Origin of the sequence: Luteimonas rhizosphaericola (genome assembly GCF_029888045.1) — a bacterium.
Taxonomy (GTDB): Bacteria; Pseudomonadota; Gammaproteobacteria; order Xanthomonadales; family Xanthomonadaceae; genus Luteimonas; species Luteimonas rhizosphaericola.
The window spans coordinates 345,648-367,490 of sequence record NZ_JARXRN010000025.1 but is presented as its reverse complement, the minus strand read 5'-3'; the positions used below and the strand labels follow the sequence as shown (position 1 = coordinate 367,490).

17 protein-coding genes are annotated in these 21,843 nt (G+C 73.8%); 7 read left to right on the top strand and 10 right to left on the bottom strand.

Features of this window, described 5'->3' with window-relative positions; genetic code table 11:
• Window positions 1-171: 171 nt before the first annotated feature.
• The 7 genes from QFW80_RS10950 to QFW80_RS10920 all read right to left on the bottom strand — a co-directional run bounded on the left by QFW80_RS10950 (window position 172) and on the right by QFW80_RS10920 (window position 7,674).
• Window positions 172-1,542, bottom strand: coding sequence for a DUF58 domain-containing protein (locus QFW80_RS10950; RefSeq protein WP_425603555.1), 1,371 nt, complete (start codon window positions 1,540-1,542; stop codon window positions 172-174).
• Complete coding sequence (locus QFW80_RS10945; protein WP_280601976.1) at window positions 1,539-2,528, bottom strand: AAA family ATPase; 990 nt, start codon at window positions 2,526-2,528, stop codon at window positions 1,539-1,541. The genes QFW80_RS10950 and QFW80_RS10945 overlap by 4 nt, the downstream gene beginning before the upstream one ends.
• Window positions 2,525-3,646 carry a DUF4350 domain-containing protein gene (locus tag QFW80_RS10940; RefSeq protein ID WP_280601975.1) on the bottom strand — a complete coding sequence of 374 codons (1,122 nt, stop codon included), beginning with the start codon at window positions 3,644-3,646 and terminating at the stop codon, window positions 2,525-2,527. The genes QFW80_RS10945 and QFW80_RS10940 overlap by 4 nt, the downstream gene beginning before the upstream one ends.
• A complete protein-coding gene (locus QFW80_RS10935) occupies window positions 3,643-5,250 on the bottom strand; it encodes a DUF4129 domain-containing protein (RefSeq protein WP_280601973.1) in 1,608 nt (535 codons plus the stop codon). Before QFW80_RS10935 ends, QFW80_RS10940 begins: the two co-directional genes overlap by 4 nt.
• A complete protein-coding gene (locus tag QFW80_RS10930) occupies window positions 5,240-6,298 on the bottom strand; it encodes a stage II sporulation protein M (RefSeq protein WP_280601972.1) in 1,059 nt (352 codons plus the stop codon). Before QFW80_RS10930 ends, QFW80_RS10935 begins: the two co-directional genes overlap by 11 nt.
• Entirely contained in the window at window positions 6,295-6,978 is a 684-nt protein-coding gene (locus QFW80_RS10925; RefSeq protein ID WP_280601971.1) for an RDD family protein, read from the bottom strand. Before QFW80_RS10925 ends, QFW80_RS10930 begins: the two co-directional genes overlap by 4 nt.
• A gap of 126 nt (window positions 6,979-7,104) precedes the next feature.
• The gene (locus QFW80_RS10920; RefSeq protein ID WP_425603554.1) at window positions 7,105-7,674 is read right to left on the bottom strand and encodes a gamma carbonic anhydrase family protein; all 570 of its coding nucleotides are present in this window, start codon (window positions 7,672-7,674) and stop codon (window positions 7,105-7,107) included.
• Between the two features lie 42 nt (window positions 7,675-7,716).
• On the opposite strand from QFW80_RS10920, the gene QFW80_RS10915 reads away from it, so the two are divergent.
• From QFW80_RS10915 to xth, 7 genes are all read left to right on the top strand, one after another.
• On the top strand, window positions 7,717-9,132 hold the full coding sequence (locus tag QFW80_RS10915) for an aldehyde dehydrogenase family protein (protein ID WP_425603553.1): 1,416 nt from the start codon (window positions 7,717-7,719) through the stop codon (window positions 9,130-9,132).
• A 3-nt stretch (window positions 9,133-9,135) separates the two neighbouring features.
• Window positions 9,136-10,065, top strand: coding sequence for a hypothetical protein (locus QFW80_RS10910; RefSeq protein ID WP_280601969.1), 930 nt, complete (start codon window positions 9,136-9,138; stop codon window positions 10,063-10,065).
• A 110-nt stretch (window positions 10,066-10,175) separates the two neighbouring features.
• On the top strand, window positions 10,176-12,188 hold the full coding sequence (locus QFW80_RS10905; RefSeq protein ID WP_280601968.1) for a TonB-dependent receptor plug domain-containing protein: 2,013 nt from the start codon (window positions 10,176-10,178) through the stop codon (window positions 12,186-12,188).
• Between the two features lie 29 nt (window positions 12,189-12,217).
• Window positions 12,218-12,685: a YfiR family protein gene (locus QFW80_RS10900; RefSeq protein WP_280601966.1), complete on the top strand. Its 468-nt coding sequence runs from the start codon at window positions 12,218-12,220 to the stop codon at window positions 12,683-12,685.
• Complete coding sequence (locus QFW80_RS10895; RefSeq protein ID WP_280601964.1) at window positions 12,682-14,577, top strand: putative bifunctional diguanylate cyclase/phosphodiesterase; 1,896 nt, start codon at window positions 12,682-12,684, stop codon at window positions 14,575-14,577. Before QFW80_RS10900 ends, QFW80_RS10895 begins: the two co-directional genes overlap by 4 nt.
• Before the next feature lie 235 nt (window positions 14,578-14,812).
• Window positions 14,813-16,960, top strand: coding sequence for a putative bifunctional diguanylate cyclase/phosphodiesterase (locus QFW80_RS10890; RefSeq protein WP_280601962.1), 2,148 nt, complete (start codon window positions 14,813-14,815; stop codon window positions 16,958-16,960).
• A gap of 118 nt (window positions 16,961-17,078) precedes the next feature.
• Window positions 17,079-17,852, top strand: a complete 774-nt coding sequence (xth, locus tag QFW80_RS10885) for an exodeoxyribonuclease III (protein ID WP_280601960.1) — start codon at window positions 17,079-17,081, stop codon at window positions 17,850-17,852.
• 375 nt (window positions 17,853-18,227) lie between these two features.
• Here the strand turns inward: xth and QFW80_RS10880 are convergent, their stop codons facing one another.
• From QFW80_RS10880 to QFW80_RS10870, 3 genes are all read right to left on the bottom strand, one after another.
• A complete protein-coding gene (locus QFW80_RS10880) occupies window positions 18,228-18,701 on the bottom strand; it encodes a hypothetical protein (RefSeq protein WP_280601958.1) in 474 nt (157 codons plus the stop codon).
• Complete coding sequence (locus QFW80_RS10875; RefSeq protein WP_280601956.1) at window positions 18,698-19,342, bottom strand: DUF5671 domain-containing protein; 645 nt, start codon at window positions 19,340-19,342, stop codon at window positions 18,698-18,700. The genes QFW80_RS10880 and QFW80_RS10875 overlap by 4 nt, the downstream gene beginning before the upstream one ends.
• A gap of 237 nt (window positions 19,343-19,579) precedes the next feature.
• Entirely contained in the window at window positions 19,580-21,724 is a 2,145-nt protein-coding gene (locus QFW80_RS10870; RefSeq protein WP_280601954.1) for a hypothetical protein, read from the bottom strand.
• Between the last annotated feature and the right edge of the window lie 119 nt (window positions 21,725-21,843).

Below are 21,843 nucleotides of genomic sequence, written 5' to 3'. Positions count from 1 at the left end.
GCGGGGCTTCGCGACTGCGCTGGCGAATCCGCGGATGGCTTGCCCGGGCGTGAGCGCCGTAGCCCGGGTAAGCGCAGCGCACCCGGGAGCCGCGTGATCGTTTTGTATCGAAGAAGCCAACGCACGCTGCAAGACGCCCGGGGCTGGCAGCCTGTCGCCGGCAACGGTCGGCTACAGCAGGCCTTCGCGCTTGATCGCGAGGTAACGCTCGACCAGGGCGCCGGGGAGCTGCGCGGCGGTGACGTCCAGCACCGCGACGCGGTGGCGGCGCAGCGCGTCGTGTGCGGCGGCGCGCTGGGCGAGGTAGCGCGCGGTGGCGCCGGCGCGCACCGCGGCGGCGAGGTCGGGCACGTCCTGCTCCAGCACCGCGTCGAGCTCGCGCTCGCGCAGCGAGGCGACCACCACCAGGTGCCGCTTCTGCAGCAGGCGCACCGCGGCGAGCAGGTCGTCGAGGTCCTCGTCGCGCAGGTTGGTCACCAGCATCAGCAGGCCGCGGCGGCGCTGGCGCAGCGACAGTTCGGTGGCGGCGGCGAGATAGTCGGTGGCCACCGGCGCCGGCTGCAGGTCGTAGCTGGCGCGCAGCAGGGTGTCGATCGTGGCCATGCCGCGCCGCGGCGGCACCCAGCGGCGCTCGCCGCCGGTCGCGTACAGCCCGACCGCGTCGCCGCGGCGCAACGCCAGCCAGGCGACCAGCAGGCTGGCGTCGAGCGCGTGGTCGAAATGCGACAGGCCGTCGCTCCCGCCATCGCCCGCCGGTTCGCGCGCCAGCATCCGCCGGCCGGTGTCGAGCACCACCACCAGCTGCTGGTTCTGCTCGTCCTGGTATTCGCGTGAAATGAGCTTGCGCGCGCGCGAGGTCGCCTTCCAGTCGATCTGGCGCAGGCTGTCGCCGACCCGGTACTCGCGCATCTGGTGGAAATCGGTGCCCTCGCCGCGCCGCCGGCGCAGGTGCGCGCCGATCATGCGCGAGGCGCGTTCGGCGCTGACCAGGGCGAACTTCGACAGCGGCGCGAAGTCGGGGAACACGCGCACGCGCTGCGCCGCGCCGGCCAGGCACAGGCGCCGCCACAACCGCAGCGGCGAATGCAGCACCAGGTGCACGCCGTCGAAGGCAAATGTGCCGCGCACGTCCGGCCGCGCCAGGTAGCGCACGGTCGACACCGTGCCGGGCGCCAGCGCGACGCGACGCGGCAGGCCCGAGACCGCCCACCCGCCGGGATGCAGGTCGTGCACGTCCACGCGCACGGCGCGCGCGCCCGGTTCGAGCTCCAGCGCCACCTCGCGCTCGACCCCGAGCGCCAGCGCCTCCGGCACCCGCCGCGCCACGTCCGGCACCGCGGTGCGCCACAGCCAGGCGAGATCGCCCGCGGCCAGCAGCGCCAGCGCGGCGCCGGCCACGGCCCACGCCTGCGCCGGGATCCAGCCCAGGCTGGCGGTCGCGCCCGCGGCGCCCCAGCCCACCGCCGCCCACACCAGCGCCGACGCGGGCCTGGGCAGGAAGCGGCGGCGCACGGGCGTCGTGCTGGCGGCCGCGACGCTCACCGGCGCGGTGCGTCCACCCGGGCCAGCAGCGCGGCCAGCACCTGGTCCGCGTCCTGGCCCTCGATCTGCAGCTCCGGCGCCAGCGCGATGCGGTGGCGCAGCGCCGGGATCGCGACGTCGCGCACGTCGTCGGGGGTGACGAAATCGCGCCCCGCCAGCACCGCCTGCGCGCGCGCGGCGCGCACCAGCGCCAGGCTGCCGCGCGGGCCCGCGCCCAGCGCGACGCCCGGCCAGGTGCGGGTGGCGGCGGCGATCCGCACCGCGTAGTCGACCACCGCCGCATCGAGCGTGGTCGCCGCGGTGCCGCGCTGCAGGGCGACGATGCCGTCGGCGTCCAGCACCTGCGCCACCTGCGACAGGTCGAACGCGGCGGCCACGCGCCCCTCGCTGATCGCGCTCACCATCGCCACCTCGTCCGCATGGTCGGGGTAGCCGATCACCACCTTGAGCAGGAAGCGGTCGAGTTGCGCCTCGGGCAGCGGGTAGGTGCCTTCCTGCTCGACCGGGTTCTGGGTGGCCAGGGTCATGAACGGCGGCGGCAGCGCGAAGCCCTGGCCTTCGATCGTCACCTGCAGCTCCTGCATCGCTTCGAGCAGCGCGGACTGCGTCTTCGCCGGCGCGCGGTTGATCTCGTCGGCCAGCAGCAGGTTGGTGAAGATCGGGCCGCGGCGCACGCTGAAGGTCTCGCTGCGCGCGTCCCACACCGCGTGGCCGCTGACGTCGCTGGGCATCAGGTCGGGCGTGAACTGCACCCGCGCGTGGCCGCAGCCCAGCGCCTGCGCCAGCGCGCGCACCAGCAGGGTCTTGCCCAGGCCGGGCACGCCCTCCAGCAGCACGTGGCCGCCGGCGAGCAGCGCCACCAGCACCTGGTCGAGCACCTCGTCCTGGCCGATGAAGGCGCGCGAGACTTCGGCGCGCACGCGCGCCACGCGTTCGGCCAGGGCGTCGCCGGTGAGGGCGGGCGGAAGGGAAGGAGCGTCGGTCATAGTCGTCTTCTCATGTCGATGAGCCGGGCCACGCGCTGGCGGAAGTCGTTGCCGTCGCGCGGCCGCGGCTCGCGCAGGGCGTGTTCGATGTCGGCCGCGGCCAGCCCGGTGCGCGCGGCGATCGCCGCGACGCGCGCGGGACCGTCGAGCGCGGCGGCCAGCGGGTCGCGCCGGCGCAGGCGGTCGAGGAAGGCCTCGCGCACCGCCGCGTGCAGCAGCGCGGCGCGGCCGTAGCGGCGCAGGTGCTCGCCGCTGGCCTGCACGTGCTCGAGCAGCGAGCGGCGCTGCTCCGGCGGCGACGGCAGCACCGGGCCGATGCGCTGCAGCCGCATCCACAGCCACGCGGCCAGCGCCAACAGCAGCGGCGCCCACGCCATCCACGCGCGCTCGAGCAGCAGCCGCCACAGCCCCGGCATGCTCGCCGCGTACACCAGGTGGATCGTGCCCCGGCCGTAGTTGCGGTCGAGCAGCTGGCGAGTGAGCGCGGCGTGCGGCGCTTCGTCGAGCGCGCCGTTCACCACGAAATCGTGCGCGGCCAGCACGTCGACCGCGCCTTCGCCGCGCCGCAGGCGCGCGAACACGAAGCCGGCGGCGAAATCGCCCCAGGCCAGTTCCGGGTCCACGCCGCGCGGGATGAAGCGGGTGCCGCCGCAGAACTCCACGTGCTGCTCCTGGCCGGGCAGGTGCATGCGCTCGCAGCCGCCGGCCGCGCGCAGTTCGATGCCCAGCCGCGTCAGCAGTCCCGACGCCGGCGCGGCTGCCATGCGCCGCCCGCGCGGGGTGGACACCAGCAGGTGGCCACCGCCGTCGACCCACGCCAGCAGCGCCTCGACCTCGCGCGGCGCGAGCGTGCCCGGATCGCCCAGCAGCAGCACCGTGTCGCGCGGGCCGGGCGGATGCGCGTCCAGGTCCAGGCGCTGGCGCGAGGTGGCCTCGACCCCGTCGGCGCGCAGTGCCAGCCGCAGGGCGTACAGCGGGTTGTAGGCCGCTTCGCCCGCGGGCGGGAGCGGCAGGCGGTGCTCGACACGTTCGTAGCTGTGCAGCCACCACGCCGCGAACGCGCCCGCGCACAGCAGCCCCAGTGCGACCAGCGCGACACGCGGGGCCCAGCCGTTCATCGCGCCCATCCGAAGCGCAGCGACAGTTCGTCGAGCAGCGCTTCGAACCCCGCCTCGTCCGGCAGGCGCCGCGCGTAGGCGGCGTGCTGCCACACCCGCACCGCGCGCGCGAACGCGTCGCGGTCGCCGGCGTCGGGCAGCCGGCGCGCGGCGCGCAGGCATTCGGCCTCGGTCGCGCCGGGCACCAGGTGCACGCCCGCGCGCACGACCATCGCCTCCACGGCGCCGCGGTACAGCAGCGCCAGCGCGCGCCGCGGACGGCCCTCGCGCCACAGCCGGCGCACGTGCGCGGCCAGATCGTCGGGCAGGCTGTCGGGTTCGACCACTGCCGCGCGTTCGACCGGCGTTTCCGGCATGCGCGGCGCGGCCAGCCCGCGCATCCACGGCCACCAGCGACGCGCGGTGAGCGCGGCCACCAGCACCGCGACGCCCAGCAGCAGCCACAGTCCCCACTCGGCGATCATCGCGATCACGCGGCCCGCCGCCAGCAGCCATGCCGGCACGTCGGCGGGTGGGCGCGGCTTGGCGGGGTTGCGCGGCTCCCAGCTGCGCACGACGCGGCTGCGGTCGAGCAGCGGATCCTCGTGCGCGCGGCGAACCGCCTGCCGGAAGGCGCGCGAATCCACCCGGGCGGGTTCGCCGAACACGCGTGCGAGCGTGTCGGTCTCGGTGTCCGGGGTGGCGGCATCGGCATCCGGCCGCGGCGGCAGGTGGGCGCGACGTTCGCGCTCGGCCTCGATCCGCTGCGCCGGGCCCGCCTGCGCATGGGCCGGCGTGGCGGGCAGCATCAGCGCCGCTGCCAGCGCGCAGGCAGCGACAGCTGCCGCGGACGTGGCGCCGGCGGGCGCCGCCAGGCGCGCGCGCATGCGCCGCAGCGCCAGTTCGATGTCCCAGGCCTCGATCCGCACCCGGCGGCTGAGGTACAGGCCGAAGCCGGCGCCGACAACAAACGGCTCGATCGCCGACAGCGCCAGCCACAGCGCCAGGTTGAACGCGAGCTGGGCCCAACGCGGCGGTGCCTCGGTGACCAGGGACCATATCGCGCGCGCCGATTCGGACAGCAGTTCGGACGGCACGAACATCAGCACCAGCGCCAGCAGCGACACCAGCAGCGCGAGCACGAACAGCTGGCCCGTCAGTGCGAGCAGGAACGCATGCCCCTGCAGGCCGTCGGCCATGACGCTGCGCCGCTGGCGCAGCGCCGCGCCGTCCAGGCCTTCGAGCAGTTCGACCGGCATCGCGATGCAGCGCCACGGGCTCGGACGCGCCCAGGCCAGGCGCGCGCCGGTGCCGCGCCAGCCCAGGCGCCACTGCGCCGCCAGCACCTCGCGCGCCGCGGGCGCATCGCCGAACACCGCGCGCGAGAGCACCAGCAGCACGATCCGGTCGAACAGCGGCAGCAGCCACCACATCGCCAGCGCCGCCAGCCACAGTGCGTCGATCGCCCACGCCGCGGCGTTGAGCAGTGCGAACACGGGCAGCGTCGCGATCGCCCAGGGACGCCAGACCGCGCGCGCGTGCCGGCGCACCAGCGCGGTGCCCAGCTCCATCGCCTCCCACGCCGAGCGCGGGCGCAGTTCCACCCGGGCCTGGTCAATCCGCATGCGTCGACGCTCCACGCCGGCGTCGGCGCGCCGCGCGCCCGACGGTCGCGGTCGACGCCTCGCCGTCGCCGCGCCCGGCCAGCGCCAGCCAGCCCAGCACCAGCGCCCACAGCCCGCCGCCGACGCCGAACTTCACCGCCGCCGGCAGCGACCCGGTGGACGACCAGAACGCCTCGACGAACGCGGCGAACACCAGCATCGCCAGGATCCCCAGGCACAGCTGCGCGCCCACGCGGCCGGCCTGCACCAACGCATCCACGCGGCGCAGGCGCCCGGGCACCAGCAGCGCCAGCCCCAGGCGCAGGCCCGCCGCGCCGGCGATCACGATCGCCACCAGTTCCGGCGCCGAATGCCCGGCGACGAAGCGCCAGAACGGATCGCCGTGGCCCACCGCCTGCAGGTGCCCGGCGACCACGCCGAACACCACGCCGTTGAACACCAGCACGAACGCGGTGCCCACGCCCGCCAGCAGCCCGGAGGCGAAGGTGCGGAAGCCGATGCTGACGTTGTTGAGGATGTAGTAGCCGAACATCGCCAGGTCGCTGCCGCTCTCGCGGCCCAGCGCGTGGCGCGGATCGGACGGGTCGTACATCGCCTCGAACCGCGCCAGCTCGTGCGGCGCGAACACGCTGTGCGCCAGCTGCGGCGCGGCCAGCACCGCGGCGAACATCGCCAGCGTTGGCAGCACGAACAGCGCCGCCGACAGCCACAGGCAGCCGCGCTGCGCGCGCACCAGGCGCGGGAAGCCGACCGCCAGGAACCGCAGGCCGCGTCGCCACGGCGCCGGCGGCGCGCGGTAGAGCACGTCGTGGCCGCGCTGCACCAGCGCCTGCAGGTGCTCGACCAGCTGCGGGCTGTAGCCGCGCCGACGCGCCAGCGCGAGCTGCTGGCACAGGCGCCGGTAGCGCACCGGCACGTGTTCGTCGGCCAGTGCCGCGGAGTCGCCCGCGGGCCGGCGGCGTGCGGCGCGGCCGCCGCGGCGCTCGAGCCAGGTCTCGAACTCGCGCCATTCCGGGCCGTGGCGGGCGGCGAACGCCTCCTGCCTCACGTCGACCGCCCCAGCAGCCAGCGCGCGATGCCGAACAGCCGCTGCATGCCCGCCTCGCCGGGCGCGCCGGTCAGCGGCGCGGCGATGTCGGCCAGTTCCTCGCGCCGCTGCGGGGTGAGCGTCCAGGCGCGCTCGGCGAAGGCCACCACCGCCGCCTGTTCGGCGGGCAGCAGCGCGACCGCGGGCGCCGCCACCGGCCCGCCCGGCAGGTCGACGCCGGGACGTGGACGTGCCACGTGCACCACCAGCGTGCGCGCCACCAGGTCGCCAAGGCGCCGGCCCCAGCGGTCGACCAGGGTCGAGGCCAGCCCGAAGCCGTAGCCGACCGGCAGCATGTCGACGGTGCGCATCAGGTTGCGCGTGAACGACGCCAGCCAGCCCACGGGCGCGCCATCGCCCGCCACCACCCGCAGCCCCAGGGCGCGCTTGCCCGGCGTCTGCCCGTCCCACAGCACTTCGAACAGCACCGGATAGGCCCAGATCACGAGGAACAGGAAGCCCAGGTACAGGCCGCTGCCGGCCCGACCCAGCAGGGCAAGCGTCATCGACGCCACCACCAGCAGGCCGAAGCGGATCGCGAGGTCGATCAGCCAGGCGCACGCGCGAGGCACCGGGCCGGCCGCGGCCAGTCGCAGCGCGATGCCTTCGGGGGTGTGGATCTCGCGCAGCGTATCGAGCACCGCGCCATCGCGTGCAGGCCTGTCCGCCGCGTCCGTTGCGGTGGTGCCGTCTCCCAAGTGCCCGTCTCCCCGTCGCCGTGCCGTCGCCGCCACGCGGCTACTGTACGCGAGCGCGCGTGCCGCGGTTCAGGCGCCGGCGGCGTCGGCCAGGTAGTCGTCCTTGAGCCGCACGTAGTGCTGCGCGCTGTAGTACAGCGCCGCGATCTGGGCCTCGTCCAGGCGGCGCACGAAGCGTGCCGGATTGCCCAGCCACAGCTCGCCCTCGCCCACCACCTTGCCCGGCGAGACCAGCGCGCCGGCGCCGACGAAGCCGTGCTTCCTGACCACCGCGCCGTCCATCACCACCGCGCCCATGCCGATCAGGCAGGCGTCCTCGATCCGGCAGGCGTGGATGATCGCCTTGTGGCCGATGGTGACGTCCTCGCCGATCACGGTGGCGAAGCCGCCGGCCTTCAGGTGCGGACCGTCGTGGCTGACGTGGATCACCACGCCGTCCTGCACGTTGCTGCGCGCGCCGATGCGAATGTAGTTGACGTCGCCGCGGATGACGGTCATCGGCCAGATCGAGACGTCGTCGCCCAGCACCACGTCGCCGATCACCTCGGCCGAGGGGTCGACGTAGACGCGCTGGCCCAGTTCGGGCAGGCGGCCGCGGAAGGGACGCAGACGGGTGGGCATCGGAGTCATGGCGCGCATTGTAGGGCCTGCGACCCCGCGGCCCCGTCTACACTGCATTCCATGCAGCCCGCCGCGGACACGCCGCCCGCCGATCTCGCGCCCACGCTGGCGCGGCTGCGCGGCGCGTGGCGGGCGCGGACGCCGGACCTGGTCCAGCGCCGCGGCGACCTGCAGCGCCTGCGCGACGCGCTCAAGCGGCGCCTGCCGGAGATGGCCGACGCGATCGCCGCCGACTTCGGCCACCGCTCGCGCCACGAGTCGCTGCTGGCCGACGGCATGACCGTGCTGACCGAACTCGACCACCTGCGACGGCACCTGCGCCGATGGATGCGGCCGCGGCGCGTGCCCACCGGCTGGCGCTTCTGGCCCGCGCGCGCGGAGCTGCGACACGCGCCGCTGGGCGTGGTGGGCGTGATCGCGCCCTGGAACTATCCGGTCAACCTGGCGCTGATCCCGCTCGCGACCGCGATCGCGGCCGGCAACCACGTCTACCTCAAGCCCTCCGAGCACACGCCGCGCAGCGCGGACTTCCTGCGCGCGCTGCTGGCCGAGGTCTTCCCGGCCGACCGGGTGGCGGTGGCCACCGGCGACGCGGAGGTGGGCGCGGCGTTCGCCGCGCTGCCGTTCGACCACCTGGTGTTCACCGGCTCGACCGCGGTCGGGCGCAAGGTGATGGCGGCGGCCGCGGCCAACCTCACGCCGCTCACCCTGGAACTGGGCGGCAAGTCGCCGGCGATCGTGTGCGCGGATGCGGACGTGGCGCGCGTGGCCGCGCGGCTGGCCACCGGCAAGTGGTTCAACGCCGGGCAGACCTGCATCGCGCCGGATTACGTGCTGGTGGTGGGCGATGCCGCGCGCCGCGATGCGCTGGCGGCGGCGCTGGCAGCCGAGGTCGCCGCGCGCTACGTCGGCGCCGATGCCGGCGACGACTACACCCGCATCGTCAACGACGCCCAGTTCGCGCGCCTGCAGGCGCATCTGGACGACGCCCGCGGGCGCGGCCTCGAGGTGCGCACGCTGGCGCCCTGGCACGACCGCGCGCGGCGCGTGTTCGCGCCCACGCTCGTGCTCGACCCCGGCGACGAGGCCAGCGTGATGCAGGAGGAACTGTTCGGCCCGATCCTGCCGATCCGCCGCGTGCCCACCCTCCAGGCCGCGATCGCCGAAGTGGATGCGCGCGACCGGCCGCTGGCGCTGTATCCCTTCAGCGACGACCGCGACAGCGTCGAGGCGATCCTGCGCGGCACGCTGGCCGGCGGCGTCACCGTCAACGACACCCTGCTGCACTTCGGCATCAACGCGCTGCCGTTCGGCGGCGTCGGCGCCAGCGGGATGGGCGCCTACCACGGCCGCGCCGGATTCGACGCGATGTCCAAGCAGCTGCCGGTGCTGTGGCAGCCGCGGCGCGCGGCCAGCGACCTGCTCAGGCCGCCGTACGCGAAGCTGTCGCGGCTGATCGACCTGCTGGTGCGCTGAGCCGTGCCCGCGCCGCCGCCCGTCGCGCTGACCGACGACGAACGCCGGCTGCGCGACGGCCTGCCGCGCCCGCCGCCGCTGCGCGACGTCGCCACCACCGGGGTGTGGGTCGTGGAATGGCGCAGCGAACACGGGCCCCGCCCGGGCACCGCGCTGCACCGCTGGCTCGAGCCGCGGCATCCGGGCTGGTCGCGGCTGGTCGGCTGCCAGGGCCGGACCGACGTCGTCTCCGCGATCAAGGCCGCCACCTGGTTCGCCCGCGACGGCAAGGCCAGCCCGATCCTGCACCTGGAGGCGGACTGCGACGCCGACGGGCTGAGCGGTCCCGGCCGCGACGGCGCCACCGAACGCATCGCCTGGCACGAACTGGCGCCGCACCTGGCGCGGCTGAACCTCGCCACGCGCTGCAACCTGGTGCTGGTGTGCACCGCCGGCGAGGGCGTGGCCGCGCAGTTGGCGGCCGCGGCGGGCCAGCGCATCGCCTGCGTGGCGGTGATCGCGCCGGCAAGCGCCTTCGCGCCCGCGCCGGCGCAGTGGCTGATCGCGATCCAGCGCCTGTACCGCTGCTGGCAGGCCGGGCAGCCGGGGCTGGAGGAAGCCTCGGTATCGCTGGCGCCGATGCGGCTGGAGGCGACGTCCATGCCGGCCTGCGCCTATGCGCACCTCATGGACGCGCTGCTGTCCGCCACCCGCGCCGACCCGGCGACGGACGCGCGGCCGCGCGCGGCCGCCACGGACATCGCCGCCCTGCTCGCGGGCGGCGACGGAACCCGCGCGTCGCGCAGCGCCGGATGGCCCACGTTGCCGCGGCAGCTGCAGCGGCACTGGCGCATGCTGTTCATGGCCGACCTGTATCCGGCCAACCTGGTGCGCTTCGACTTCGACGCCCGCACCGCGGCCTGGCGCATCCTGCAGGCGCGCGGCCTGGCCTGAGGGCGCTCCCGACGGCCGGTCCGCGGCCGGACGCAGGTCAAGACACGGGGCGGACCGCCGATAACGGGCGCGAGACGCCTCTTCCCGCCCCGACGCCCATGACCATCCCCGTGCCCCGCCCCCGGCAGGGCCATCGCCCCGGCTTCCGGCCGCCATCCGCGCGCCGCTTCGCCGTCCTGTGGCTGCTGAGCGGACTGGCGCCGGCAGTGGGCGCGCAGGACGCCCCGGACCTGGCGACGCTCTCGCTCGAACAACTGCTCGACGTCGAGATCGTGACCGCGTCGCGCTTCCAGCAGAGCGTCGCGCAGGCGCCCTCGGTCGTCCAGGTGATCGGCTCGGACGAGATCCGTCGCCATGGCTGGCGCACGCTGGCAGAGGCGCTCGACAGCCTGCCCGGGCTGTTCCTGAGCGACACCGGCCTCTATACCTACCTCGGCACCCGGGGCCTGTTGCGCGCCGGCGACTACAACACCCGCTTCCTGGTACTGGTCAACGGCCAGCGGATCAACGACGCGGTCTACAGCCAGGGACCGGTGGGCGTCGAGTTCCCGGTCGACATGGCGCTGGTGGACCGGATCGAGTACGCGCCGGGCCCGGGCTCGGCGGTCTACGGCTCCAATGCCTTCTTCGGCGTGATCAACGTCCTCACCCGCGACGCGCGGAGTTTCGGCGACGGCCAGCTGCGCGCGGTCGCCGGCAATGCCGGGAGCAGCGGCGCGCAGGTCACGGTACCGCTGTCCGGCGGCGACGGCTCCACCCTGCTGTCAGTGCGCCAGTTCCACCGTCGCGGTCGCGACCTGTTCGTGCCCGAATTCGCCGACGGCCCGTCGCGCGGGTGGAGCATGGGGAACGACGACGAACGCGTGCGCCAGCTGTTCGCGCGCCACGTTGAGGGCGCGCTGGCGCTGCAGCTGTTCGCCGGCGACCGCCGCAAGGAAGACCCGGTGGCGCCTTACCTGCAGACCTTCGGCGCGCCGGGCGGGCAGGTGCAGGACCGCTGGGTCGGCTTCGGCGCGCACTACAGCGCGCGTCTGGGCGACGCCAGCGAGGCCAGCGCGCGCCTGGAGGTCAACGACTTCCGGTACGTCGGCGATTACGTCTACGGCGAAGCGGGCGATCTCTACCTCAACCGCGACATCGCGTCGGGGCGCTCCTTCTCGATCGGGGGCCAGGTCGTCACGCGCCTGGGCGCGCGCCACACACTGGTCGCCGGGGCCGAGGCGCAGCTGGACCGTTCGATCGAACAGCGCAACTTCGACCTCGACACCGGTGCCGTGTACCTCGACTCGCGCCAGGACATGGCCAGCTGGGGCGTGTTCGTGGACAGCCAGGTGAGGCTCGACGACCACTGGAGCTTCAGCGGCGGCCTGCGCGCCGACCGCAGCGACCTCGGCACCGTGCGGCTCAGCCCGCGCATGGCGCTGGTGATGTCGCGCCGGGACGACCGCGTGTTCAAGCTGATCGTCGGCCAGTCGTTCCGCTCGCCCAATGCGTACGAGCGCTATTACCAGGTCGAGTACGAGGATGGCTCGCAATTCGCGAATCCCGCGCTGGGGGCCGAGCACGTGCGCACCGCCGAGCTGTTCTACGGCATCGGCCTGTCGGCGCACAGCCGCGCCGAACTGAGCGTCTACCACTACCGGCTGCGCGACCTGATCACCCTGGTCCCGGTCGGGGACGACTCGCTGATGCTGACCAATGCCGGCAGCGCCGCCTCGCGCGGCGCGGAACTGGCATACGCCTACCAGCGCCCGTCGGGCATGTCGCTGCGCGCCAGCTACGCTTACAGCGACGTCAGCGATTCGGAAACCGCCCGGCCGCTCGATGCCCCGCGCGGCATCGCCCGGGTGTCCGGCTACTGGCCGGTCGCCGCCGACTGGGGCGTCGCCGTGAGCGCCCAGCGCATGGGCGCGCGCGCGAGCCGTGCGGGCACGGCGCCGGCCTACGGCGTGGTCAACGCCAACCTGCACTGGCGGCCTGCCGCACTGCCGATCGCGCTTTCGCTGGGCGTGCGCAATCTGCTCGACGAGCGCGCATTCGACCCCGTCGGCCCGGAGTTCACCCAGGATCTGTACCCGCGCGGCGGGCGACAGGTACTGCTCGAGGCGACATGGCGCTTCTAGGCCATCGACTCCGGACCCTGAGCGGCGCGATGCTCGCCGCGGGGCTCGGACTGGGGCTGTGCGCGGCGGGGACCGCCCGCGCCCAGGTGGACGAGCACGCGCTCAAGGCCGCGTTCGTCTACAACATCGCCGCGTTCTCGCACTGGCAGGCGCCCGCGGCGGAGGCGCTCACCATCTGCCTGCAGGTGGACGCGCAGCTCGAAGGGGCGATCGCAGGCCTCGCCGGTCGGCAGCTGGCCGGCCGGCCGGTGAAGGTGCGCTGGGCGAGCCCGGTGACCGGATGCGATGTGCTGGTCCACGGCGCGCAGACGCCGGTGGTCGCCGCCGCCGGGACCCTGGTGATCTGCGATGCCTGCACCCTGCCCGACGGCGCCAGCGCGATCGCCCTGGTCCGCGAAGGCAACCGGATCCGGTTCGATGTCGATCCCGCGCGCGCGCGCGATCGTGGCATCACCCTCAGCAGCCAGCTGCTGAAGCTGGCCAGGCGCGTGCTGTGAGCGCCTCCGCGCTGAGGGCGGGGCTGCCGGGCGTGCGGATGAACACGCTGGCCGCGGCGCTGGTGCTGCTGCTTGCCGGCGGCGTGCTGATGCTGATCCAGTGGGTGGGCATTCGCGCCGAATACCTGGCCGACGCCGAGGCCCAGGCGCGGGTGGTCGCGTCCAGCAGCGCCGCGGCCGTCATGTTCCGCGATGCCGCCGGGGCCGCCGACACCCTGGCCCCGCTGGCCTCGGTGCCGATGGTGCGGCGGGCGCGAATCCTCGACGACACCGCTGCGGTGATCGCGCGCTATCCGCAGACCGACGGCGCCGCGCCTGCCGACGCCACGACCGACTGCCGTCGCGGCTGTACCTGGGTCAGCGCGCCGGTTCGGCTGCACGATCGCCAGGTGGGCGTCGTGCAGCTGCAGATCGACATGGCACGCGCGCATGCGCGCGTGTGGGGCCTGTTGCTGGCGTTCTGCATCGCCGCGCTGGTCGCCTACGCCCTGGCCTATCCGCTGATGCGGCGCATGCGCGAGCGCGCGCAGGGGGCGGAGGCGCAGCTGCGCTACCTGGCCCACTTCGACCCGGTGACCGGCCTGCACAACCGCAATGCCTTCAACGCGCAGCTCGAGGATGGACGCGCGCGCGGCGGTCGCATGGCGCTGATCCAGCTCGACCTGGATCGCTTCAAGGACGTCAACGACAAGCTCGGCCACCAGGGCGGCGACCAGCTGCTCCGGCAGGTGGCCGCGCGCCTCGTCGAGACCCTGGGCGAGGGCGAGCACCTGTTCCGGCTGGGCGGCGACGAGTTCGCCGTGGTGGTGCTGGAGCCCGCGCGCGTCGCGCAGGTGATCGGAACCGCCGAAGCGATCCTGGCCCGGTTCGCCGCGCCGTTCGTGGTGGACGGGGTGACCCTGAGTATCACCGCCAGCGCCGGGACCAGCCTCTGGCCCGACGACGCCGACCGGCTGGACTCGCTCGCCGCCAACGCCGACATGGCGATGTACTGCGCCAAGCGCGAAGGCCGCAATCGCGCGACCGCGTTCGAACCGCGACTGCGGGAGGCGCAGCTGGCGCGGATCGGCATCCGCGACGCCCTCGGCCTGGCGATCGCCGCCGGCCAGCTGGCGCTGCACTACCAGCCGCAGGTCTGCGCGCGGACCGGCCGCCTCCAGGGCGCGGAAGCGCTGCTGCGCTGGACCCACCCCGACCTGGGCACGGTGCCGCCGTCGATGTTCATCCCCATCGCCGAGGAAGGCAGGCTGATCATCGAACTGGGACGCTGGGTGGTCGCCGAGGCCTGCCGCCAGATGGCGGCGTGGCACGCCGCAGGCCACGGATACGTGCGGGTGGCGGTGAATCTCTCCGTGCGCCAGACCCGGGACGAGGCATTGCCGGCGTTCATCGACCACGTCCTGCGCACGACCGCGGTGCCGGCGCGCTGCCTGGAACTGGAGGTGACCGAAAGCGTGCTGATGGAGGACACGGACCTGGCGGTGTCGCAACTGGCTCGGCTGCGCGCGCGCGGCCTCCAGCTGTCCATCGACGACTTCGGCACCGGCTACTCCTCGATGGCCTACCTGCGTCGGCTGCCGATCGACAAGCTGAAGATCGACATGGCATTCGTCCAGGCCGTGCCGGGCGAAGGAGAGGCGATCGCCAGCGCGATCCTGGCGATGGCCGACGCGTTCGGCCTGCAGGTGGTGGCCGAGGGCGTGGAAACGACGGCGCAGCGGGACTTCTTCCGCGATGCCGGCTGCCAGCACCTGCAGGGCTACCTGTTCGGGCGGGCCCTGCCGGCGACCGAGTTCGCGGCGTCCTGGCTGGTCGCCCACGGGACTCCGGGCGCCCCGGGCGACGACAGCGGCCGCCACCCGGACACCACCATGCAAGCGCGTGCCGGTTGACCCGCCCTATCCAGCCGGGCACAGCGGCCCGTGACGGTTTCAAGACATCGCGCGGGTAGCCGTTACCGGAGACGACCCACCGTGCGTCGCCGCCCATGACCGTCCCCTGCACCCGCACCGCGCCATGCCCATGCGTCCCCGTCCGCGCGACGGCGGCGCGCGCGCGGCGCGTCGACCGGCGGCCGCGACCGTGACCTGCCTTCCCGAGCGCTCGTCCCCGCAGCGTGCCGTGTCCATGGGCGAGCCCCAGCCGGACCGCATCTGGATCCGCAACCTGCTGGACGCCTCCGACGAGGCGATCTACTTCAAGGACCTGGACAGCCGCTTCCTGCGCGTCAGCCTGGGCCTGGCGAACCGGCACGGGCTGATCCAGGCGCACATGTGCGGCATGACCGATGCCGACCTGTTCGCCGGCGTGCACGCGGCCGAGGCGCTTGCCGACGAGCAGGCGATCCTGCGCACCGGCCGGCCGATCCTGGACAAGGAGGAATGCGAGGACTTCGACGACCGCCCGGCGCGCTGGGTCTCGACCAGCAAGTTCCCGCTGCGCGACGCCGACGGCGCGATCATCGGCACCTTCGGCGTGTCCCACGACATCACCCGCCGGGTGCTGGCCGAGCAGGAGATGGTCCGCCTGGCCGAAGCGTCCGCTGCGGCCAGCGCACGGCTGGCGCGGGCGGAGGCGCAGCTGCGTTCGGTGCTCAACGGCTCGGCCGACGCGATCGCGCAGTACACGCCCGACCTCACCTACCGCTACATCAATCCCGCCGGCGAGCGCCTGCGCGGCCGCTCGCTCGCGCAGCTGGTGGGCCGCACCGACCGTGAGGTCGGGCCCGCGCACGAGGCGGCCGACTCCTGGGAGGCGGCGCTGCGCCAGGTGCTGGAGACCGGACGCCAGGGCGAGCACGAATTCTGCATGGCGCTGCCCGGCGGCAAGCGCGGCTGGTTCCACACCACGCTCTCGCCCGAGACCGACGAGTCCGGCGCGGTGGTCGGCGTGCTCACGTCGACCCGCGACGTCACGGTGAGCAAGGAGGCCGAACTCGCGCTCGCCCACCAGGCGCTGCACGACCCGGTCACCGGGCTGGCCAACCGCTACCTGCTGATGGACCGCCTGGACCAGGCGCTGCTGCGGCTGGAGCGGGTGCGCGGCCGGGTGATGCTGACCTTCATCGACCTGGACCACTTCAAGTCCGTCAACGACGGCTACGGCCACGACGTCGGGGACGAGGTGCTGGTGGAACTGGCGCAGCGGCTGTCGGCGCTGACCCGGCGCGAGGACACCGTCGCCCGGCTGGGCGGCGACGAATTCGTGGTGCTGTGCGAACACGTGACCCGCGACGAGGACGTGCGCGCGATCGCGGCGATCCTGGTCGAGGCGATGGCGGCGCCGTTCACCGTCGGCGAGGGCCTGCAGGTGCAGCTGTCGGCGAGCATCGGCGTCGCGGTCACCACGGATGCGTCGATGCGCGCCGGCGACCTGCTGCGCAACGCCGACAGCGCCATGTACCGGATCAAGCAGCAGGGCCGCAACGGCTTCCACGTCTTCGACCCCGCGGCCGACGCCGCCACCACCGGCGCGGTGCAGCTGGAGGCCGAGCTCCAGCACGCGCTGTCGCGCGACGAGTTCGCACTGGTCTATCAGCCGCTGCTGTCGCTGTCGGACCAGCGCGTGATCGGCTTCGAGGCGCTGCTGCGCTGGCGCCATCCGGTCCGCGGCACGCTGGCGCCGGGCGAGTTCCTGGCCGCGGCCGAGCGCATGGGGCTGATGGGGCGGATCGGCGACTGGGTGCTCGACACCGCCTGCGGCCGCCTCGCGACCTGGTCGTCGCGCCACGGCACGCACCCGGACGCGCAGCCGCTCAGCATGGCGGTGAACATCTCCGGCAGCCAGTTGCGTGCCTGCGGCTTCGCCGCGCGCGTGCGCGCCGCGCTCGACGCCCACGGCGTGGCGCCGGCCGCCCTGCGGCTGGAGATCGGCGAACGCGAACTGATCCATGACGACCCGCGTGTGCTCGCGGCGCTGGCCGACCTCGGCGAGATCGGCGTGCAGCTGGTGGTGGACGACTTCGGCGCCTCGGTGACCTCGCTCTCGCGGCTGCCGCGCATCCCGGTGAGCGTGGTCAAGCTGGCGCGCTTCGCCGACCTGCACCAGCGCGGCATCGTGGCCGCGGTGATCGCGACCGCGCACGGGCTGGACATGAGCGTGGTCGGCGGCGGCATCGAGGACGCCACGCAGCTGGCCGAACTCAAGGCCATGGCCTGCGACGACGGCCAGGGCTTCCTGCTTGGCCGCCCGCTGGACGAGTGCGCGGCCGAAGCGCTGCTGCAAGGCAACCGCGAGGTGGCCGGCATCGTCGCGGGCGAGGCCGCTGCCTGCTGAGCGGCGCGACGGCCGGCGGCGCGCGCGTCGACCGGCGTGGCTGCGCAAGGCGCGGCCGCGGTTTCGCACCCCGACGCGCCACGGTAGAGTGCGGGCGCCAATGGACTCCGCCGCGCCCATGAAAATCGCCAGCTGGAACGTCAACTCGCTCAACGTGCGCCTGCCGCACCTGGAACAGTGGCTGCGCGATGCGGCGCCGGACGTGGTCGGGCTGCAGGAAACCAAGCTCGAGGACGCGAAGTTCCCCGACACCGCGCTCGCCGGCCTGGGCTACCGCAGCGTGTTCCACGGGCAGAAGACCTACAACGGGGTGGCGATCCTCGCCCGCGAGCGCGCGATCGAGGACGTGCAGGCCGGGATCCCCGGCTTCGAGGACGACCAGAAGCGGGTGATCGCCGCGACCGTCGACGGCGTGCGCATCGTCAACCTGTACGTGGTCAACGGCCAGGACCTGGGCACCGACAAGTACGCCTACAAGCTGCGCTGGCTCGACGCCGTGCACGGCTGGCTGGCGGACGAACTGCAGCGGCACCCGAAGCTGGTGGTGCTGGGCGATTTCAACATCGCGCCGGATGCGCGCGACGTGCACGACCCGGATGTCTGGAACGACGACCATATCCTGACGTCCAGCGCCGAGCGCGACGCGCTGCGGCGGCTGCAGTCGCTGGGCCTGCACGACGCCTTCCGCCTGCACAGCGGGGAGGCCGGCGTGTTCAGCTGGTGGGACTACCGCCAGGCCGCATTCCGCCGCAACCTCGGCCTGCGCATCGACCTCACGCTGGTGTCCGAGGTGCTGCGCCCGCAGGCCACGGCCTCGGGCATCGATCGCGAACCGCGCACCTGGGAACGTCCCAGCGACCATGCCCCGGCATGGGTGACGCTGGCCGGCTGACGCGGGGTCTTCCCGGCGCGCCTGCGCATCGGATCTCCGCGTCGCCAATCCGCGTAGCCCGGATAAGCGGAGCGCATCCGGGGGCCCCTGAGGATCCGGCCTCCAACGGTGTACATCCCGTCCGCGCAGCCCGCACAAGCGACGCGCGTCCGGAGCGCTTCCGGAATCCCCGAGAACCGCCGCGTCTGCGGAGACCGACGTCGTCGGTCGGGTCCGGATCACGTTTGCGCGGCGCGTGCCTCACGCATCCGGGACCTGTGGATTTGCCGCCAGTCATTGTCACCCGCGACGGCGCGACGAAAGAGTTGCGCCGCGCGAATGGCGTTGCGATGTCCCGACGCCCGCAAATCCCCGGATGCGCTGCGCTTATCCGGGCTACGGCGTGGATGCTCGCGGGAGCATCGGCTGCACGGCGTCCGCCCTGACGGCGCGACGTTCGATCGCGCGCTCGAAGCAGTGGTGCCCGGCCGGGTGCCGCCAGCCTTCGCCGGCGAAACCGCCCGGCGTCCGGTCCTCGCGGGTGTCGGTGGCGAAGCGCGCGCACAGGCGGTAGCGGCGTCCGTCGCGCGGTTCGTAGGCATACGGCGTGCCGTCGACCGGATCGACCAGCGACAGCGCGCGGCCGGTCTCGGCGCCGAGCGATGCGATCGACTCCGGCAACCGGTCCTCGCGGCGCGCGTGGTCCTCGATCGCGTCCTGCAGCTGCACCAGGTCCTGCACCCGGCGCTCGTCCAGCCGCGCCTCGCGCTGGACCCAGGGCGGCCCCATCACCACCACCGCGGCGGCCACCGTGGCGACGATCGCCACCGCGGCCGCGATCACCAGCACTCGCCCCGTGCCGCCGCTCACGACGCCACCTCTTCGCGGCGCAGGTCGCTCAGGTAATAGCCGAACACGGTGCCGGCGATCACCGCGACCACCGCCACCTTGAGCACGAAGCGCAGGCTCGCCTCGCCCCCGAGCACGTTGTAGACCAGCACGATCACGTCGCCCACCAGCACGCCCGCCGCGACGAACAGCGTCAGGTAGGTCAGCCAGCGCCGCACCGGAGACAGGCGCTTGACCGGATGCCGCGCGACATCGCGGCCGATGTGCCGCGCCAGCCAGGCGAACAGCGGGAACGCGACCAGCAGCGTCGCCACCGACCAGCGCATCGACTGCCCGCTGGCCTGCAGCCGGTAGGCCGGATCAGCAGCATCGGGCAGCGCGTGGTTGACCAGGTCGAACAGCAGGCTGCCCAGGTGCCAGGCGGTGAGGTACAGGGTCGCGAACAGCAGCAGGTACTCGAACGCCTCGCGCGCCGACAGTTGCGGCCGCGGCCGCGGGACCGGCACCGGGAACTCGATCTCCGCGTAGCCCGACAGCGCCACCCGCGCCTGCTCCGGCGACCAGCCGGCGCTGGCGAGCGCCGCCTCGACCTGTGCCCGCGTGGCACCGGCGGCGAGCGCATCGCGCACGAAGCGCTCCAGTTCCTGCGTGGGCTGGCCCATGGCCTGGCTCCGGTCGAAGAGGGGGCGCTACCGTGGCGCCGCGGGCCATCAGCGTCAACCCCGACCGGCGAAGTCGACGCTGGCGTCCCCGCGCGGCCACGAACGCGCGTCGCGATGCCCGGCGCAGCGCAAGGACGGCGCCAGCCGGCGAACCGCCGGCGCGACCGGTCGCGTGGTGAAGCCGGTCGGTCCGGGCGCGCTCGCCCAGGCACCGGCCGGACCCGGGTGGCGCTGGACTTACCCCGCGTCGCGCACCGTCAGCGTGCCGGCCGGTGGCGTGCCCAGCTCCAGGCTCATCGCCAGCAGGTCGCCCGACAGCTCTTCCTGGTAGAAGTCGTTGGACAGCACGCGGAACACCTCGTCCGGCGTGGTGGCCGCGGCCAGCGACTCGGTCAGACCGAAGGCCACGATCGGATCGCGGTCGATCGCCTCGAGCTTCTGCTCCCCGTACTCGCCCTGCAGCCGCACGATGTAGTCGCGCGCGTCCTGGCGGATCCGCATCAGGTCGGCCTCGGTGAACTCCAGGCGCACGTGCTGGCCGCCGTCGAAGCTGCCGTAGGAGGACTCGGGATTGGCGATGTCGCGGTTGTAGGCGTCGTTGATGTAGGCCGACAGCGTCGGGTCGTAGTTCGCCAGCACCATGCCGTAGCGGGTGGTGCCGGGCACCGGCTGGCCGGCGGCGTCGCTGGTCCATGTGACCTGGCTGTAGTGGTTGTCGCCCACCTGGTAGCTGCTGGTGTTCTCGGTGGTGCCGTCGGCCCAGCGCGTGGACACGATCTCCAGCTCGCTGCTGTTGATCTCCGTGCCCCAGCCGAAGCCGCCGATCTCCAGCCCGAAGCGCGCGGCGTGGTCGGCGGCGAGCACTTCTGTGGTCCCGGCCTGCAGCACACCCGGCGGCGACCACTGCGGCATCTGCCCGCCGCTCATGAAGGCCTGGTAGGCGGCCTGGCCTTCCTCGGTGCGCAGGTCCAGGCGCGCGACCGACATCGAACGCTCTTCCAGGCTGCGGTCGGAACTGAGCCCGATCGCGGCGATGCCGCGGTAGCCCAGGCCGACGAACATCTCGTTCTCCACCGTCTCCACGTCGCCGGCGACGATCTCGAAGGTGTTGGCGTCGATCCGGCGCACGCCGAAGCCCTGTCCCGACAGGTCGGTGCTGGTGCCGTTGACGTGCAGCAGCTTGTAGTTGGCCTCGAAGTGGCTGCCGGTGAGCGTCTGCCCGCGCATCAGGGTGCCGGTGCCGATCGGCATCGACATCGGGTCGAGCGGATTGGGCGCGGCCGACAGGTCGCCGTCTGCGATGCGCGCGCCCTGCTCGGGCGTCACCACCGCCTCGTAGCTGACGCGGGTGCCGGCGAACTGCTCGTAGCTGCCGGAGACCGGGATCGGCAGGCCCTTGACCACGTTGCGCAGCAGCGGCGAGCTGTCGACCATGTTGCGCAGTTCCGGGAACGCGTCGAAGCGTTCGGCGATGCGGCTGCCCCACTCGTAGTACTTGTTGAGCGGCGTGCGCCCGACCGCCGCGGTGGCCGTGCCCTGCATCTGCACTTCCATCTCGAAGGTCTGGGTCTGGCGGAAATCCATGCCGGTCTGCACCCCGGACAGGTCGACCTGGCCGACCAGGGTGAGGTCGACGCCGCCGCGCACCGGCAGCGGCAGCGTGGCGGCGCCGGCGACCGGCGTCTCGAAGCGCACCTGCTGGCCGGGATTGATCGCCCAGGCGAGCACCCCGTCGGGCGCCAGCGCCAGCACCTCGTAGCCGGCCTGCACCTGGGCCGGGGTGGCGTCGGCGGGCAGTTCGATGCCGAGCGCGCCCAGCGCGGTGCGCACCTGGGTGATGTCGAGCCGGGTGACGTCGGTCGACGGCCCGTCGCCGGTGCGCAGGTAGGCGGGAATTTCGGTAGGGTTGGCGGTCGCTTCGTCGACGATCCGGCGCAGCTGCTGCACGTGGGGGTCGTTGTCGAACGCGCTGCGCGCCTGGCCGTACTCGTACGCGCGGGTGGCGCCGTTGAGGCCGTCGTAGTCCGACAGCTGCGGCTCGAGCCGGTCGAGCGCCGCCTGCGCCTGGGCGGCGCGGCGGTCGTTGAAGGTTTCCACCCGCGACTCGTAGATCGAGCGCCGGTCCTCGTCGGGGAAGCCGGTGGGGATGTCCGACCAGGTCGGCAGCGGCAGGTCGTGGATCGCCTCCACCGCCTCGGCCGGGGTCTGCGCGGTGGCGAAGGTGACCGGCTCGGCGGCCGGCGCCTCCGGACCCGCGGGCGCCTCGGGCGCCGGGGCGGGCGTTTCGGCCTGCGCCGCCTGGTGGCTGCTGCGGATCGCCTGCTGGTCCTCCGGCGGCAGCCGGTGGTAGGTACTCGAATCGATGCCGTAGATCTCGGACACGGGGCGCGCTCCGCGGGACGTGGATGCCGCGGACCTTAGCGTTCGCACCTGCGTCCGCGGTATCCGGTGCGACCCTAGGGGGGGCCCGGCGCGGCGGGCTCGACGCCCCGCCTTCGTCC

Coding starts and splice junctions, on each gene's coding strand:
- xth (WP_280601960.1), top strand. CDS start 17,079: ATGAAAATCGCCAGCTGGAACGTCAACTCGCTCAACGTGCGCCTGCCG.
- QFW80_RS10940 (WP_280601975.1), bottom strand. CDS start 3,646: ATGAACGGCTGGGCCCCGCGTGTCGCGCTGGTCGCACTGGGGCTGCTG.
- QFW80_RS10945 (WP_280601976.1), bottom strand. CDS start 2,528: ATGACCGACGCTCCTTCCCTTCCGCCCGCCCTCACCGGCGACGCCCTG.
- QFW80_RS10900 (WP_280601966.1), top strand. CDS start 12,218: ATGCTCGCCGCGGGGCTCGGACTGGGGCTGTGCGCGGCGGGGACCGCC.
- QFW80_RS10890 (WP_280601962.1), top strand. CDS start 14,813: ATGGGCGAGCCCCAGCCGGACCGCATCTGGATCCGCAACCTGCTGGAC.
- QFW80_RS10875 (WP_280601956.1), bottom strand. CDS start 19,342: ATGGGCCAGCCCACGCAGGAACTGGAGCGCTTCGTGCGCGATGCGCTC.
- QFW80_RS10915 (WP_425603553.1), top strand. CDS start 7,717: ATGCAGCCCGCCGCGGACACGCCGCCCGCCGATCTCGCGCCCACGCTG.
- QFW80_RS10920 (WP_425603554.1), bottom strand. CDS start 7,674: ATGCGCGCCATGACTCCGATGCCCACCCGTCTGCGTCCCTTCCGCGGC.
- QFW80_RS10935 (WP_280601973.1), bottom strand. CDS start 5,250: ATGCGGATTGACCAGGCCCGGGTGGAACTGCGCCCGCGCTCGGCGTGG.